The 16,272-nt window shown below is 51.9% G+C and carries 15 protein-coding genes; 11 read left to right on the top strand and 4 right to left on the bottom strand.

The genetic code is table 11. The annotated features are described in order from the left end of the window. Window positions 1-9: 9 nt before the first annotated feature. From ABID13_RS06360 to ABID13_RS06370, 3 genes are all read right to left on the bottom strand, one after another. A complete protein-coding gene (locus ABID13_RS06360; protein ID WP_007865088.1) occupies window positions 10-753 on the bottom strand; it encodes an ABC transporter permease in 744 nt (247 codons plus the stop codon). Then, complete coding sequence (locus ABID13_RS06365; protein ID WP_048930440.1) at window positions 740-1,468, bottom strand: ABC transporter ATP-binding protein; 729 nt, start codon at window positions 1,466-1,468, stop codon at window positions 740-742. The genes ABID13_RS06360 and ABID13_RS06365 overlap by 14 nt, the downstream gene beginning before the upstream one ends. 75 nt (window positions 1,469-1,543) lie before the next feature. After that, entirely contained in the window at window positions 1,544-2,287 is a 744-nt protein-coding gene (locus tag ABID13_RS06370; RefSeq protein ID WP_048930441.1) for a MerR family transcriptional regulator, read from the bottom strand. A 441-nt stretch (window positions 2,288-2,728) separates the two neighbouring features. On the opposite strand from ABID13_RS06370, the gene ABID13_RS06375 reads away from it, so the two are divergent. Continuing rightward, a complete protein-coding gene (locus ABID13_RS06375; protein WP_045092219.1) occupies window positions 2,729-4,255 on the top strand; it encodes an ABC-F family ATP-binding cassette domain-containing protein in 1,527 nt (508 codons plus the stop codon). On the opposite strand, the gene ABID13_RS06380 is transcribed toward ABID13_RS06375, so the two are convergent. Further along, window positions 4,239-4,910 (bottom strand): Crp/Fnr family transcriptional regulator, encoded by a 672-nt coding sequence (locus tag ABID13_RS06380; protein WP_007865078.1) that lies wholly within the window; start codon window positions 4,908-4,910, stop codon window positions 4,239-4,241. The two genes, ABID13_RS06375 and ABID13_RS06380, sit on opposite strands and share 17 nt — an antisense overlap. Window positions 4,911-5,030: 120 nt before the next feature. Between ABID13_RS06380 and ABID13_RS06385 the strand changes: the two genes are divergently transcribed. From ABID13_RS06385 to ABID13_RS06430, 10 genes are all read left to right on the top strand, one after another. Further along, window positions 5,031-5,354, top strand: a complete 324-nt coding sequence (locus tag ABID13_RS06385; RefSeq protein WP_007865065.1) for a nitroreductase family protein — start codon at window positions 5,031-5,033, stop codon at window positions 5,352-5,354. A 178-nt stretch (window positions 5,355-5,532) separates the two neighbouring features. Continuing rightward, the gene (gene plsX / locus ABID13_RS06390; protein WP_007865063.1) at window positions 5,533-6,540 is read left to right on the top strand and encodes a phosphate acyltransferase PlsX; all 1,008 of its coding nucleotides are present in this window, start codon (window positions 5,533-5,535) and stop codon (window positions 6,538-6,540) included. Window positions 6,541-6,590: 50 nt separating this feature from the next. Beyond that, complete coding sequence (gene acpP / locus ABID13_RS06395) at window positions 6,591-6,821, top strand: acyl carrier protein (protein WP_002564308.1); 231 nt, start codon at window positions 6,591-6,593, stop codon at window positions 6,819-6,821. 74 nt (window positions 6,822-6,895) lie between these two features. Then, complete coding sequence (gene rnc, locus ABID13_RS06400; RefSeq protein WP_007865052.1) at window positions 6,896-7,588, top strand: ribonuclease III; 693 nt, start codon at window positions 6,896-6,898, stop codon at window positions 7,586-7,588. Window positions 7,589-7,636: 48 nt separating this feature from the next. Further along, window positions 7,637-11,197, top strand: coding sequence for a chromosome segregation protein SMC (gene smc, locus ABID13_RS06405; protein ID WP_048930442.1), 3,561 nt, complete (start codon window positions 7,637-7,639; stop codon window positions 11,195-11,197). A gap of 57 nt (window positions 11,198-11,254) precedes the next feature. After that, window positions 11,255-12,193, top strand: a complete 939-nt coding sequence (gene ftsY / locus ABID13_RS06410) for a signal recognition particle-docking protein FtsY (RefSeq protein WP_007865050.1) — start codon at window positions 11,255-11,257, stop codon at window positions 12,191-12,193. A gap of 57 nt (window positions 12,194-12,250) precedes the next feature. Continuing rightward, window positions 12,251-13,483, top strand: coding sequence for a threonine ammonia-lyase (gene ilvA, locus ABID13_RS06415; protein WP_007865049.1), 1,233 nt, complete (start codon window positions 12,251-12,253; stop codon window positions 13,481-13,483). Between the two features lie 54 nt (window positions 13,484-13,537). Next, window positions 13,538-15,121, top strand: coding sequence for a ClC family H(+)/Cl(-) exchange transporter (locus ABID13_RS06420; RefSeq protein WP_040416849.1), 1,584 nt, complete (start codon window positions 13,538-13,540; stop codon window positions 15,119-15,121). Between the two features lie 39 nt (window positions 15,122-15,160). Next, on the top strand, window positions 15,161-15,724 hold the full coding sequence (locus ABID13_RS06425) for a hypothetical protein (RefSeq protein ID WP_045092217.1): 564 nt from the start codon (window positions 15,161-15,163) through the stop codon (window positions 15,722-15,724). Window positions 15,725-15,736: 12 nt separating this feature from the next. Then, on the top strand, window positions 15,737-16,030 hold the full coding sequence (locus ABID13_RS06430; protein WP_007865039.1) for a hypothetical protein: 294 nt from the start codon (window positions 15,737-15,739) through the stop codon (window positions 16,028-16,030). Window positions 16,031-16,272: the final 242 nt, after the last annotated feature.

The raw sequence follows: 16,272 nt of genomic DNA on the forward strand, positions 1-16,272 counted from the left end.
TGAATAAAACTACTCCCACCTGAAAAAGCGAAGGCTGATACAGCTGCAAAGAAGGAACACGCCCGTGATGACAGCCATGGGAATCCAGACGGTAACCGGCTCCTGATCCAATGAGACTGCCTTTAGCAGCTTGATCCCCTGTGTAAGGGGCATCAGGCCGGCTGCCTTTTGCATGGGCTCAGGCATCACCTCATAGGGCAGGGTGGCCCCGGAAAAGATCAGCATTGGGAAATACAGGACAGATGCCGCCACACTGGCTGATTTCATATCAGGCGCAATGCCTCCCACCATCATGCCTATGCTGAACATGGACAGCATAACCAGAATATAGCACAAAAGGAAGGCTGCCGGAGAGCCCTGCATGCGGTAACCGAACAAAAGGGCTGCGCTTGCGTAGACCAGTACCAGGGACACAAGGGAATAGGCTGCATAGATGGTGACATGCACGGCCAATATCATGGCCGGGCTTACAGGTGTTACCTGAAAACGTTTCAGGATGTGTTTCTGCCTGTAATCAGACACCAGAAGGGGCAGACCCATGACACCGCCTGCGCAGACTGCAATGGTGGAAAGCGCTCCAAAGGACTGTTCTAAAAATGTATAGGGCGCTCCCTGGTATGCGGGCCTGTCCCCGAATATGATACCCAGGATAAAAACCATGACCACCGGCATGCACAGGGCAAAGATCACCATGTCCATTCCCCGGACAGAGAGCCTGGATTCGATCTTAAGCATTGTCTTAAATGTTCTCATTTTCTTCCTCCTCTGTAAACCACAGATATGCTTCCTCCAATGTACAATATGGGCTGGCATCCACAGCCTCCTGTACCGTACCGCAAAAGACGGTCCTGCCTCTTTTTAATATGGCGACCCGGTCGCACAGGGCGTTTACCTCATCCATGAAGTGGGAGGTGAGAAGGATCGTCATGCCTTCCTTTTTAAGATGCTCCAGATACCTCCATACCTCCCTTCTGGCCTTTACATCAAGCCCGGTGGTCAGCTCGTCCAGGAACACCACTTCCGGTCCGGGGATCAGAGCTAATACAATAAACAGGCGCTGTCTCTGTCCGCCGGACAGGTCGCTGACCGGACTGTGAGATTTTTCCTCCAGTCCGAATCGGCGCAGCAGCTTTTTATAATCCTCCGGTTCCCTGTAAAGGGACATGGTTTCCTCACAGAGCTCGCCCACCCGTATTTTATCCGGATAGCTGGATTCCTGGAACTGCACCCCTGCTTTTTGGAACAGCTGCCTGCGCCCGGATATGGGATCCATACCCAGAACGGACGCGGTGCCGCTGTCCGCCTGCCTGGTCCCCAGGATACACTCTATGGATGTGCTTTTGCCCGCTCCGTTAGCGCCCAGAAGCCCAAAGACTTCCCCTCGTTGCACCTCAAAGGTTAAACCGCAAATTGCCGGACGGCCATGATAGGACTTGCTCAGTCCCCTTACCGCAATCACTGCGTTCATGATAATTACCTCCTTTTTCACTAAAGGATAACACCAGTCAAAAGACTGGTGTGAAAGTGGAGGGTTATTAATTTTTTATGAATATTTTTCCTTCATGCAGCACAGCCGTTTATGGATAAGGGCGGCATTCTTTCCGGCATGGGAAAGGGAGGAGAGCAGGCTGTCACAAGCCGTGATGATCTCATCATCCGGGGTGTCGATGGCTGTCCGTAGATCCGCATCCGGGTCAAGAGATACGGCCCGGAGCATTCTCAAGATGGACGCCAGGGAATAATTGGCGCAGCGCAGGGCCCGTATGATCTTCAGCCGTTTGATATCCGCGTCCCGGTAAACGCGGTAACCGTTTTGTCTGCGTTTTATTTTCATCAGTCCGTTCATTTCCCAGTTGCGCAGCGTGTCAATGGTAATTCCCAGATAATCAGCCGCCTGGTTCCTGGTAAGCTGCAGATCCCCGTCCTCCTCATCCATTCCGGACAGAAGGGCCTTTGTGATCCTGATCGCTTCCTCGGCCCCGGCCATCTCAGTCTCTACCCGGGCCATATACTGGTTGACCAGCCGGATAGCCCGGGTGAAATCCTGATCCGCAGCCGCCCTGATCACATCAATGGCCAGGCTTCGCAGTCCGTTTTGAAGGATCTCCACCTGAAAGGCAAGGCGCGCATTGATAAACTGGTCTACCTGCAGTTCTGTAAAGACCCTGTAGCCGTTATCCTTTCGCTTCGGGGGAGTGATCAGATGCAGCTCCTCATACAAACGCACGGTGTTTGGATGGATCCCTATGATCCCGGCAATCTCCGATGTGGAATATGTTCGTCCCAATTTGATACCTCCTGCTTTGACCGTAACATAATTTGATCGTAATATAAGTATTACCTTCTGCTTTGATTGTAACATAAGTTTCAAGTCTGGTGTTATAATGGAGGCTTGACATACCCGCAGCTGTGTGATAATATGGGGCTGCATTTGTAAAAGGAGAATCATCATGAGCTTTTATTTGTCGGACCAGTTTAAAAAGAAACTCAACTCTGTACAATCCATACCGGTGAAACATTGTGCAGAGTATAGCGTATAGAACCACGCTTTAAGATTTCACCGGGAAATGAAGCGGATAACCGTAACGTCATACCGTCCTGTTTTTTACAGGGCGTATTCGGTTCATGCACATTTCCCGGGATTTTAAGCAGTCAAAGGCTATGGACAATGTTTTGTCCGTGGCCTTTTGTTGTTTAAAGAAATCAGAAAAAGTGAGGATATACGATTATGAGTTTATTAACTATTACCGGGTTATCCCATTCCTACGGCGATCACGTGCTGTACCGGAATGCGGAGTTTACACTGAACAAAGGAGAGCACATAGGGATCGTGGGTCAGAACGGAACCGGGAAAAGCACACTGATAAAAATATGCACGGAGCAGGTCATCCCGGACCAGGGCCGTATTGTACGGCAGCCCGGGATCACGGTGGGATATCTGGACCAGTATGCAGAGCTGGAAGAATACCTGACCGTTAAGGAATTCCTGCGTTCCGCCTTTTCACATCTGTATAAGACGGAAGAAAAAATGAACCGGCTCTATGAGGGAGCGGCAAAAGGGGAAGATGGAATGCTGGTCCGGGCCGCCCGTTACCAGGAATATCTGGAGCAATGTGATTTTTATTCCGTGGAGACCCGGATCAGGCAGGTTGCGTCAGGCCTTGGCCTGACCGGCATGGGATTAGACCGTCTGGTCAGCCATATGAGCGGAGGGCAGAGGGCAAAGGTGATCCTGGCCAAGCTCATATTAGAGCGGCCGGATGTACTTCTTTTAGATGAACCAACAAACTTTCTGGATCAGGAGCAGGTTACATGGCTGGGGGAATATCTGACCGGAATTGAGAACGCCTTTTTGCTGGTATCCCATGACGATCATTTTCTGGAAGTGACGTCCAACCGTATCTGTGATATTGACAATGATACAATAACCAAATACCATGGCACCTATTCTGAGTTTGTTCAAAAGAAAACACGGCTGAGAGATGATTACCAGCGCCAGTATGCAGCCCAGCAAAAGGAGATCAAAAAGACCGAGGAATTTATCCGGAAGAATATTGCGGGGCGGAATGCAAGGATGGCCAGGGGGAGGCAAAAGCAGCTGGACCGCTTAGAACGCATGGACGCGTTGGAAAACAGGGAGATCAAGCCCGCCTTTCCTTTTGTCTGCCTTCCGTTTACAGACACGGAGCATCTCACCGTGGGACATCTCACCGTGGGGTATCAGGAGCCGGTATTAGAGGATATCAGTTTTTCCGTCAAAGGCGGGCAAAAGGCAGTCATCACCGGATTTAACGGAGTTGGGAAATCCACCCTTCTGAAAACGATCATGGGGCAGATCCCCGCTCTGGGCGGAAGGGTCCGTCTGTCTGCCCAGGTAACTGCGGCCTACTTTGAACAGGAGCTTGTCTGGACGGACCAGACCATGACGCCCATTCAGGTCATATCGGATCTTTTTCCGGATATGACAGTGAGGGAGGTAAGACAACATCTTGCTTACTGCGGCATTTCCGCTAAACAGGCATTGCAGCCCATCGGCACCTTAAGCGGAGGGGAGCAGACAAAGGTGAAGCTGTGTATCCTGACACTTATACCCTGTAATCTGATGATCATGGATGAGCCCACCAACCATCTGGATATCCAGGCCAAGGATGCCCTGAAAAAATCCCTGTCCCAATTTCCGGGAACCGTCCTCCTTGTTTCCCATGAGGAATCCTTTTACCGCGGCTGGGCCCAGCGGGTTATTGAGATTTCATGAGCCGGAACTGGTTTTTGTAATAATCCAGGATGCCATCCGCCTTCATCCTGGACAGTTCCCTGGACAGAGCGCTGCGGTCAATGTTCAGGTATTCAGCCATGGCGCTGCGATCCATTGGAATAGTAAAGGAGCTGCTTTCCTTTTCCCTGGATATACAGTTGAGATAGGTGAGGATCTTTTCCCTGGCCGTGGGTTTGAGCAGACAGTCGATCCGTTCATGGAGCACCAGCCCTTTTTGCGCCACTATGCCCATAAAATTCTGCAGCAGCTGTTTGTGGCAGGGACAGTTTTTGCAGCAGCTGCCAGTCAGGCTGGTGTAGGATATGAAAAGAATGGAGGAACCCTCCGATACCTCCACTGAAACCGGGCTTTTGCACTCCCGGCTGGCGGCCAGAAGCACGCCTATTTCGCTGCCCTCACGGAGCAGGGTAATGGTTATGGTGCGGCCTGAGGGATCTGTCCGGTAGGAACGTCCCTGCCCGTTGAGAAGCACACCAAAGCGCCTCACACAGCTGCCCTCCTCGATCACGGTAGCTGCCGCGGTATATTTCCACACCTGTGTATCCAGGCAGGACAGCAGATGCTCAGCGTCCCGGTGGGATATCCCGGCAAAAAGTCCGGTTTTGCATAAGTCCTGAATCGCGCTTGTTTCCATTCCTCTATCCGGTCTTCTTAAAGGCCGTCCTCCTGGCTTTATTCTATAATATAAGGGGAAGGGATTGCAATAGTAACCTTAATAACCTTTGGATTGCCGAACAGGTAACGGTGGTTTATAATGGAACAGGCGCCTGCCACCATACTGATTGTCAACACCCTGGGACTTGGCCTGTCCGCACCACTGACCCCGGAGGAACGGATCTATGAGATCTGCAACTACCAGTCTATCGGAGCCGCCATTGAAAACATGACGCTGGAGGCAGCAAAACTGGGCCTGGGAAGCCTGTGGATCTGCGATATCTTTTTTGCGTACAGGGAACTAAAGGAATGGATGAATGCAGAGGGGGAACTGGCTGCCGCGCTTTCCATCGGGTATGGGGACGAGACCCCGGCTCCCAGGCCCAGGAGACCTCTTAAGGAGGTGACAACATGGAGGAACTGATGCCTGTTCCCTGTCTTGGCTCCTTCTGAAAGAGCCGGATCCGCATGGTTTTGGTACGGGAGGGGAACCATATTTTTACTCCCCCCGCATTTCAAAAAACAGGATAAAAAACATATTGATTTATAGAATGATATCTAGTATATTATAAGTTGTATGCAGGACCGAAAGGAGAGTCAGTATGATTAAAGTAGCGGTAGATGCCATGGGCGGAGACTTTGCGCCGGGCGAGATGGTGGCAGGAGCAGTGGAAGCTGTGAATGCGAAGCCGGGGATCCGGGTATTGCTTGTTGGCCAGGAGCAGACAGTTGCTTCGGAATTAGGCAGATACACTTACAACAAGGACCAGATCCAGGTGGTGAACGCCACAGAGGTGATCGCGACCGAGGAGCCGCCGGTTAACGCTATTAGAAAGAAGAAGGACTCTTCTATAGTGGTAGGTATGAACCTTGTGAAAAAGGGGGAGGCTGATGCCTTTGTTTCTGCAGGAAGTTCAGGGGCCATCCTGGTGGGTGGACAGGTAATCGTGGGGCGTATCAAGGGCGTGGAACGACCGCCTTTAGCGCCGCTTATTCCAACAGAAAAAGGCGTATCACTTTTGATCGACTGCGGAGCTAACGTGGATGCCCGCGCATCTCATCTGGTGCAGTTTGCCCAGATGGGCTCCATCTATATGGAGCATGTGATGGGGATCCGGAATCCAAGAGTCGCAATCGTCAATATCGGTGCGGAAGAAGAAAAGGGCAATGCGCTGGTGAAGGAAACATTTCCATTGTTAAAGGAATGTGAGGGAATCAATTTCATCGGAAGCATTGAAGCCAGGGAAATTCCCCATGGCGCAGCGGATGTCATTGTCTGCGAAGCATTTGTGGGCAATGTCATTTTAAAGCTTTATGAGGGTGTCGGGGCCACTCTGATCAGCATGGTTAAGGGAGGGATGATGTCCACCTTAAGAAGCAAGATAGGAGCACTACTTGTGAAACCGGCGCTGAAGCAGACACTGAAGGCCTTTGACGGCAGCCAATACGGAGGGGCACCGCTTCTTGGCCTGAATGGCCTGGTGGTTAAGACCCATGGCAACTCCAAGCGCACGGAAGTGCGTAATTCCATTATTCAATGTGTCACGTTCAAGGAGCAGGAGATCAATGAAAAGATCCGGGAATCCTTAGGAGCAAAAGGCACAGAATAAGTCCGAAGGACGAACGTAAAAACAAGATTGTAAGAAAGAGGAGCTAAGAGATGGAATTTGAGAAATTACAGGGAATTATCGCAGAAGTGTTGAACATTGAACCGGAGGAAGTGACAATGGCAGCTACGTTCGTAGATGACCTGGGTGCAGACTCGCTGGACATTTTCCAGATCATTATGGGAATTGAAGAGGAGTTTGATATTGAGATTCCAAATGAAGCTGCAGAACAGATTGTGACTGTGGGAGACGCAGTAGAGCAGATTAAGAACGCATTAAATTAATGATGGCACAGGGGCTGTGAGCACAGCCCTTTTTGTGCGTTTTAGGCAGGTCACTAATAGAAAGAAGGATATATATGAACGGCCATTTGAAAGAATTAGAAGAAAGGATTTCTTACCAGTTTAAAAATCCAAACCTGTTTTCCCAGGCCCTGACACACAGTTCTTATGCCAATGAGCACCGCCTGGACCACAATCGCTGCAATGAACGCCTGGAGTTTCTGGGAGACGCTGTCCTGGAGATCGTCACCAGTGATTTTCTTTACCACAAATACGAATCACTGCCGGAAGGTGATCTGACTAAAATACGGGCCAGCATTGTCTGCGAACCAACCCTGGCTTACTGTGCGGGGGATATCCGTCTGGGGGACTACCTGCTCTTGGGCAAGGGGGAGGACGCCACCGGAGGACGCTGCCGCAATTCCGTGGTAAGCGATGCCATGGAGGCACTTATAGGCGCAATCTATCTGGACGGTGGTTTTGCTAATGCAAAAGAGTTCATACATCGTTTTATCCTCAACGATATTGAACACAAGCAGCTCTTTTATGATAGCAAGACTATCTTACAGGAAATGGTCCAGAGCCGCCAGGCGGCCGCCCTGTCCTACGAAATTCTCAGGGAAGATGGACCGGACCACAACAAGTCCTTTGAAGTCTGCGCCAAAATCGGAAGCGAGGAGATCGGGCGCGGCGTGGGACGCACCAAAAAGGCCGCGGAACAGGTGGCAGCATACAACGGCATCCTGAAGCTGAAGGCGGAAGACGTATAACAAGGGGATGCCTGAAACCCGCCGACACAGAAAATAAGCAGGTGAAGCATGTATCTAAAGAGTATTGAAATTCAGGGTTTTAAATCCTTTGCCAATAAATTACTGTTTGAATTCCACAACGGCATTACCGGAATCGTAGGACCAAACGGCAGCGGCAAAAGCAATGTGGCCGATGCGGTGCGCTGGGTCCTGGGAGAGCAGAGAATCAAACAGCTCAGAGGCGCCAGCATGCAGGATGTGATCTTTGCCGGCACCGAGATGAGAAAGCCCCAGGGCTTTGCCTATGTTGCCATTACACTGGACAACAGCGACCATCAGCTGACCATTGACTATGATGAGGTCACTGTGTCCCGCCGTCTGTACCGCTCCGGCGAGAGCGAGTACATGATCAACGGAAGCTCCTGCAGGCTGAAGGATATCAATGAACTGTTCTACGACACCGGTATCGGTAAGGAGGGATACTCCATTATCGGGCAGGGTCAGATCGATAAGATATTAAGCGGAAAGCCGGAAGAACGGCGCGAACTATTTGACGAGGCGGCCGGAATCGTTAAATTCAAACGGAGAAAAGCCATTGCCCAGAAAAAGCTGGAGGATGAACAGGCAAATCTGGTGCGTGTCAGCGATATCCTGTCGGAGCTGGAAAAACAGGTGGGGCCTTTGGAACGACAGTCCAGGGCTGCCAGGGAATACCTGCAGTTAAAGGACGAACTGAAGATCTGCGATGCCAACCTGTTCCTTATGGACACGGAGGCGATCGGCCGGCAGCTGCAGGAGGTGGAAAAAAACTGCAGCCTGTTATCCGGCGACATGGATGATACCAGAAAAGAATCAGAACGCCTGAAAACAGAGTATGAAAAGCTGGAGCAGGACCTGACCGGCCTGGAGACCCAGATCTCGGCGGACAGGGAAACCTTAAACCGTGAGACGGTTTCACGGGGAAGCCTGGAAGGCCAGATCAATGTCCTGAACGAACAGATACATACGGAGGAGATGAACGAAGAACATCTCTCCAGCCGGAGGACCGTCATCACCGGTGAACTGGAAGTTAAAAAAGGACAGCTGTCCTCCTATGAGGAAGAATACTCCCTCATGGATGCACAAGTATCGGATGCCAGGGAGCGCCAGAACATGGCCCAGGGGCAGCTGGACCGCCAGGACGAGCTGATCCGTACACTGGATGATTCCATAGAAGCAGCCAAGGCTGCGGTGATCCAGTCCCTCAATGAAAAGGCATCCCTTACCGCCAGGCAGCAGCGTTATGAGACCATGCTGGAGCAGGTAAATCTGCGGCGCAGCGAGGTAACGCAGAAACTGCTTAAGTATAAAAGTGATGAGTCTGTTCAGGATGAACTCATCCATAAGGAACAGACAGCCCTGGACCAGGTGCGGGAACTGATGGAGAACAAGCAGTTCCTGGCCCAGGAAACAGAAGATGCCATGACAGAGGCCGAGGGAGAGGTCAGGCGTCTCACACGCAACCAAAACGATACCCAGCAGGAATACCACATGGCTTACACCAAGCTGGAATCCCTGAAGAACCTGGCTGAGCGCTACGATGGATACGGCAACAGCATCCGCCGTGTCATGGAAGTGAGGGACCGGGTCCATGGGATCCACGGCGTTGTGGCGGATATTATTTCCACGGAACAAAAATATGAGACAGCCATTGAGACAGCCCTGGGAGGGAGCATACAGAATATTGTAACAGACTCCGAGGCAACTGCCAAACAGCTGATCGAATATCTGAAAAAGAATAAGTACGGCAGGGCCACATTCCTGCCTCTCACCAGCATTAATGGAAACCAGCATTTCCCACAGCCGGCGGCCCTAAAGGAAAAAGGCGTGCTGGGTCTGGCAAACACCCTGGTGCAGGCGGCCAAACAGTACGAAGGCCTGGCCGGATATCTTTTGGGGCGGGTGGTGGTGGTGGATACCATTGACAACGCCATTGCCCTGGCAAGGAAATACAGATACAGCCTGCGCATTGTGACCCTGGAGGGCGAACTTCTCAGCGCCGGCGGTTCCATGACAGGCGGCGCCTTTAAAAACAGCAGCAATCTGCTGGGACGGCGCAGGGAGATCGAAGAACTGGAGGAGGCCTGCGGCAAGGCGCTGGTCCAGATTGAGAAGATCCAGAATGAACTGGCTCTGAAGGAGAGCCTGGCCCAGGAGAAAAAGGCGGAGCTGGAGCAGTTAAAAGCAGAGATCCAGTCCCTTGCCATCAAAGAGAATACCATCCGCATGAATATTTCCCAGCTGGAGGACAAGAAGGCTGAGATCGCGGATTCCTCCAGCGACCTTGTAAGGGAACACGGACAGCTTGAGGAACAGGTAAAGGAGATCAACCAGAGCCGGACGGCCCTGGAGGAGGACACCAAAGGACTGGAGTCCAAGAACACCCAGGCCAACCAGGAGATCGAGGAAAAGACCACGCTCCTGGAAAATGCCCGCAAAGAGCGGGAGGTGGCTGCCGCGGCCCTGTCCGCTGTCCAGATGGAAACTGCCAACCTGGTCCAGAAGCAGGACTTTATAAAAGAAAATACAAACCGTGTGGCCGGTGAGATCCGGAAACTGGAGGAAGAATTTAAGTCCCTGGAAGCCGGCACCGGTAACGCACAGCAGGTCATCCTGGGCAAGCAGCAGGAAATTGAACGTCTGAAGGCGCTGATCGCGGACGGCGATACGCGGATGAGGGAGCTGGAAGCAATCATCGCGGAGCGGGCTGCCCGCAGGGAGACAATGACCAAAGGGCAGAAAGCTTTTTTTGCCAGGCGGGAGGAACTGACCGGCCGTCTGGCCGACCTGGACAAGGACATGTTCCGTATCCAGGCACAGCAGGAAAAGCTGGAAGAAAAGCTGGAGCATTCCACATCCTATATGTGGACCGAATATGAGATGACCTATTCCACAGCCCTGGAGTTAAAAAAGGAGGAATACCAATCCTCCTCAGAGGTGAAAAAGCGGATCGATGAGCTGAAATCCAGGATCAGGGGACTGGGCAACATCAATGTGAACGCCATTGAGGACTATAAGGAAGTATCTGAGCGGTATGAATTCCTGAAAAACCAGTATGATGACCTGACCCAGGCCCAGGCGGAGCTGGAAAAGATCATCGAGGAACTGGACACTGGCATGAGACGCCAGTTTGAAGAAAAGTTTTCCCAGATCCGCGCGGAATTCGACAAGGTGTTCAAGGAATTGTTCGGAGGCGGCCGGGGTACACTGGAACTGATGGAGGATGAAGATATCCTGGAAGCGGGAATCCAGATCATCGCCCAGCCTCCGGGCAAGAAGCTTCAGAATATGATGCAGCTGTCCGGCGGCGAGAAGGCGCTGACAGCCATTTCCCTGCTCTTTGCCATCCAGAACCTGAAGCCCTCCCCCTTCTGCCTGCTGGATGAGATCGAGGCAGCCCTGGACGATTCCAACGTGGACCGTTTTGCGGGATACCTACACAAGCTGATCAAGAACACCCAGTTTATCGTCATTACCCACAGAAGGGGAACCATGGTGGCGGCGGACCGCCTGTACGGTATCACCATGCAGGAAAAGGGCGTATCCACCCTGGTTTCCGTTAACCTGATAGAGGATGACCTGGATAAATAACAGGAACTGTGATATGATTATTGATAAATGTAAATGACAATTAAGGAGTGAAGGTTTATGTCTGAGGGAAAGAAGGGATTTTTCGGTCGTCTGGTAGAAGGGCTTGCCAAGACCCGCAACAACATCGTATCCGGCATTGATTCCATCTTCAGTGGGTTTTCCGCCATTGATGATGATTTCTACGAGGAGATAGAGGAGACACTGATCATGGGCGATCTGGGGATCCAGACCACCATGTCCATTGTGGAGGATCTGAGGGCCAAGGTCAAGGAGCAGCACATCAAGGAGCCGGAGGAGTGCAAGGAACTGCTGGTGAGCAGCATCAAGGCACAGATGGACCTGGGTGAGAATGCCTATGAGTTTGAACACAAAAAGTCCGTGGTCCTTGTCATCGGGGTCAACGGCGTGGGCAAGACCACGTCCGTGGGCAAGCTGGCGGGACAGCTTAAGGATTCCGGCCACAAGGTGATACTGGCAGCGGCGGATACATTCCGCGCCGCTGCCATTGAACAGCTGACGGAATGGGCCGGCAGGGCGGGAGTGGATATTATCGCACAGCAGGAAGGCTCCGACCCGGCGGCTGTGATCTATGACGCCGTGGCTGCCGCCAAGTCCAGGAAGGCGGATGTGCTGATCTGTGACACGGCCGGCCGGCTCCATAATAAGAAGAACCTGATGGAGGAGCTTAAAAAGATCAACCGTATTATTGACAAAGAATACGCCGATGCCTACAGGGAGACCCTGGTGGTGCTGGACGGCACCACGGGCCAGAATGCACTGGCCCAGGCGCGCCAGTTTATGGAGGTTGCCGATATTACGGGGATCATCCTCACCAAGCTGGACGGCACGGCCAAGGGCGGTATCGCGGTGGCCATCCAGTCTGAATTAGGGCTTCCCGTCAAATATATTGGCATTGGTGAGCAGATTGATGATCTGCAGAAATTTAATGCGGATGATTTTGTCAATGCACTTTTCAATGTACAAAGGAATTCTTGAATTCAGCACTGTAACGTGATATAGTAGAAGACAAACGATGGAAAGAAGGACCCAATTATGGAAGAATTGACATTAGAGTGTTTTGAAGAAGCTTCTGATCTTGTAAAAGAAGTGACCACGGAGACAAAGCTTGTATACAGCGAGTATTTCTCTGCCCAGACCGGCAACAAGGTGTATTTTAAACCGGAGAACATGCAGTATACCGGCGCTTACAAGGTGAGAGGCGCTTACTATAAGATCAGCACCCTTAGTGATGAGGAAAAATCCAAAGGCCTGATCACCGCATCAGCGGGCAACCATGCCCAGGGCGTTGCCTATGCAGCCAAGCTGGCCGGTGTGAAGGCCACCGTTGTTATGCCCACCACCACGCCCCTGATGAAGGTAAACCGCACCAAGGGATATGGCGCCGAGGTGGTGCTGGAGGGCGATGTGTTCGATGAAGCATGTGATTATGCCTATAAGCTGGCGGAGGAACACGGATATACCTTTGTACATCCATTTGACGATCTGGCCGTGGCAACAGGACAGGGCACCATTGCCATGGAGATCATAAAGGAACTGCCCACCGTGGATTACATACTGGTTCCCGTTGGCGGAGGCGGACTGTGTACAGGCGTTTCCACCCTGGCAAAGCTTCTTAATCCCAAGATCAAGGTGATCGGCGTGGAGCCGGCGGGCGCCAACTGTATGCAGGAATCCCTGCGCCAGGGACAGGTGACCACCCTTCCCGAAGTGAACACCATTGCGGACGGCACCGCGGTCAAGAGACCGGGAGAAAAGCTTTTCCCCTATATCCAGCAGAATGTGGATGATATCATCACCATTGAGGACAGCGAGCTGATCGTTTCATTCCTGGACATGGTGGAGAACCACAAAATGATCGTGGAGAACTCCGGTCTTCTCACCGTTGCCGCATTAAAGCATCTGAATGTACAGAAAAAGAAGATCGTTTCCATCTTAAGCGGCGGCAATATGGACGTGATCACCATGTCCTCTATTGTGCAGCACGGCCTGATCCAGAGGGACCGCGTGTTCACGGTTTCCGTACTTCTTCCTGATAAGCCGGGTGAACTTGCCAGGGTATCATCCCTTTTGGCAAAGGAACAGGGCAACATCATCAAGCTGGAGCACAACCAGTTTATCAGCATCAACCGCAACGCTGCCGTGGAGCTCCGCATCACCATGGAGGCATTTGGAACAGACCACAAGAATCAGATCGTGGCGGCGCTCACAGGTGCGGGCTACCGTCCGAAGCTTGTTAAATTCAAGGGAACCTACAGCGAGATGTAATGGAAAGTGTAAGAAAGGGCTTTCAAAGTGATTTGAAACAGGGGGGTATATATGATGCGGCCGGAAGAACATACGGTTACTCATACGATTAACCGTTACCGGAGTTTTCGCTATGAGTTAATATTAGAAGGAGTGATAGTGGGGGCCATTGCAGGCGCTGTGGTGGTGGCGTTCCGGTATTTGATCGGATACGCGGACACATTGCTGCATTCCATTTTGGATTTTGGTCAGAGCCATCCATGGTTCATACCTGTGTGGTTCCTGATCCTGGCAGCGGCGGCCTTTATTGTGGCATGGCTTCTCAAATGGGAATCCCTGATCTCCGGAAGCGGCATCCCGCAGATCGAGGGCGAGATCATGGGTGAGATCGATGAATGCTGGTGGCGGGTGCTGTTAGCCAAGCTGGGGGGCGGCATCCTGTCACTGGGATGCGGCCTTTCCCTGGGCCGTGAAGGTCCCAGCATCCAGTTGGGCGCCATGGCGGCCAAAGGTTTTTCAAGGGTCACTAAGCGTGTTAAGACTGAGGAAAAGCTGCTGATCACATGCGGTGCCAGCGCCGGATTGTCGGCTGCCTTTAACGCTCCCATCGCGGGTATCCTGTTTTCCCTGGAGGAGGTACATAAGCATTTTTCACCGGAGCTTCTCCTATCCTCCATGGCGGCCTCCATCACATCGGACTTTGTTTCCAGAAATGTGTTTGGACTGAAACCTGTTTTTACATTTACCATTACCCACATGATGCCCTTATCCACTTACGGGCATGTGCTGTTTTTGGGAGTTATAATCGGAGCAATGGGGGTTGTCTACAACACCACACTTTCCAAGACCCAGGACCTGTATGAGAGGATCCCCTGGCGCCTTGTAAAGATCCTGATCCCCTTTATGCTGGCCGGAGTGTTCGGCTTTTTATACAGGGGAGTCCTGGGCGGAGGCCACGCCCTGGTGGAGGAGTTGTCTGCCGGGGATATGGTGTTGGGATCCCTGTGCCTGCTTTTGGTGGTCAAGTTCTGCTTTTCCATGGTCAGCTTTGGCTCAGGCGCTCCGGGCGGCATTTTTCTTCCCCTGCTTGTGCTGGGGGCTATTATCGGAAGTATTTATTACCGTGTGGCGGAGCATATGAGCCCTTCTCTGTCAGGACTTCTGGTGAATTTTATCATTCTTGGCATGGCGGGATACTTTTCAGCCATTGTCAGGGCGCCCATAACAGGAATTATCCTGATCAGCGAGATGGCAGGCTCTTTTTCTCACCTGCTCACACTGTCCATGGTATCCCTGGCCGCTTACCTGGTGCCCGATATGCTCCACTGCGCACCTGTTTATGACCAGCTGCTCCACAGACTGCTGCGAAAGCAGAATCCGGACAAACAAGCCACTCTGACCGGTGAAAAGGTCCTGGTGGAGGGGATGATCTTCCATGGAAGCGCTGCCGAAGGCAAAAAGGTATCCGCCATTGCCTGGCCAAGGACCTGTCTGGTGGTGTCCCTGATGCGGGGGGATGCCGAGTTTGTGCCAAGGGGGGATACCATGCTTTTGGCGGGAGATAAGATCGTGGTGCTGTGTGATGAGACGTCCGAGGGACAGCTCCACAGGACCCTGCAGGAATATTGCCAGACCGTTGGCCTCAGGCCTGAGGAGTGATGGAATAACGTATGGCAGATTGGAAAAGGGAGAATATATATGGATCATTATGGAAAAATCTTAAGGAACTCATTGCTGGTTTTTGCTGTAACAGCCGCCTCTGTGCTGGGCGGATGTGCCAAGGAACCCGCTCCGCCTGCCCAGACCACCGCGGCCCAGACCACTGCGGCCACACAGACGGAATCCCAGGGCATGCCTAACCCCATGAAGGAGGCGGACAGTGTCCTGGACTTTGAGGCCATAGGCGTTCACATGGTGCTGCCAAAGGAAGCAGAGTCCCCTTCCTATTATATCATCAATGGAGAAGTGGCGGATGTGCAGTTCACCTTTGACGGCACTGAGTACACCTACCGGGCCTCCGACACAGCCCAGGATTTCGCAGGCATTTTTGAACGTTTTAAAGAGGGTGTGCTCACAGAGACAGCAGGAAGCAACGGACAGGAGACCGAGGTTCAGGTCAAGACCACGGAAAGCGGCGGCCGCCTGGCTTCCTGGGAATGGGGCAGTACCAAATATACCCTTTATACATCCGGCGAGGTGGAGGATACCGCCATCGCAGGTCTGGCTGTAACACTGGCCGAGTTAAGTGAAAACGAAAAATAAGCAGGTGCCGTCATGTTGGAATTAAAAGATTTCATGCCTATTAATTTCCTGAAAAAGGAAAAATTCACTGGAAGCCACAAGGGAATGCGTTTCCAAATGGAAAAGGTGGAGGCGGAAGGGGAAGAAAAGCCTAAACTGGGTGTTACCGTATGGCCGGAGCCATATGGATATGACGCTACCCCGGACAGTGAAAAGGAGAAGGTCCTGTTTGACTTTAATGCGGACGGTCTGGCCCAAGGAGTGGACTGGGTAAACCAACAGTTTGAGGCCCAGGCCGGGCGCTGGAAGGCCGCCAGTCTGCGATAAAAATCTGACCTTTAACATTTTGCTGAAAATAATTGGTGTTTTATTCTTTCTTTATAATTTATTAACGAAAACTTAATTGGTGGTTGACTTTTAAAAGTCAGCACACTATAATAAGGCACATAAAGAAAAGCGCTGGTGCTTATAACCGGCGCTTTTTCTGTTCTTACGTAAGCAACAGTGTGCACAATGGGGTGTATTGCAATCGCCAGGTACCGGCGGCAATACACCCTTTTGTTGTTCCA

Source organism: Enterocloster citroniae (assembly GCF_040545455.1).
GTDB classification, from domain to species: domain Bacteria; phylum Bacillota; class Clostridia; order Lachnospirales; family Lachnospiraceae; genus Enterocloster; species Enterocloster citroniae.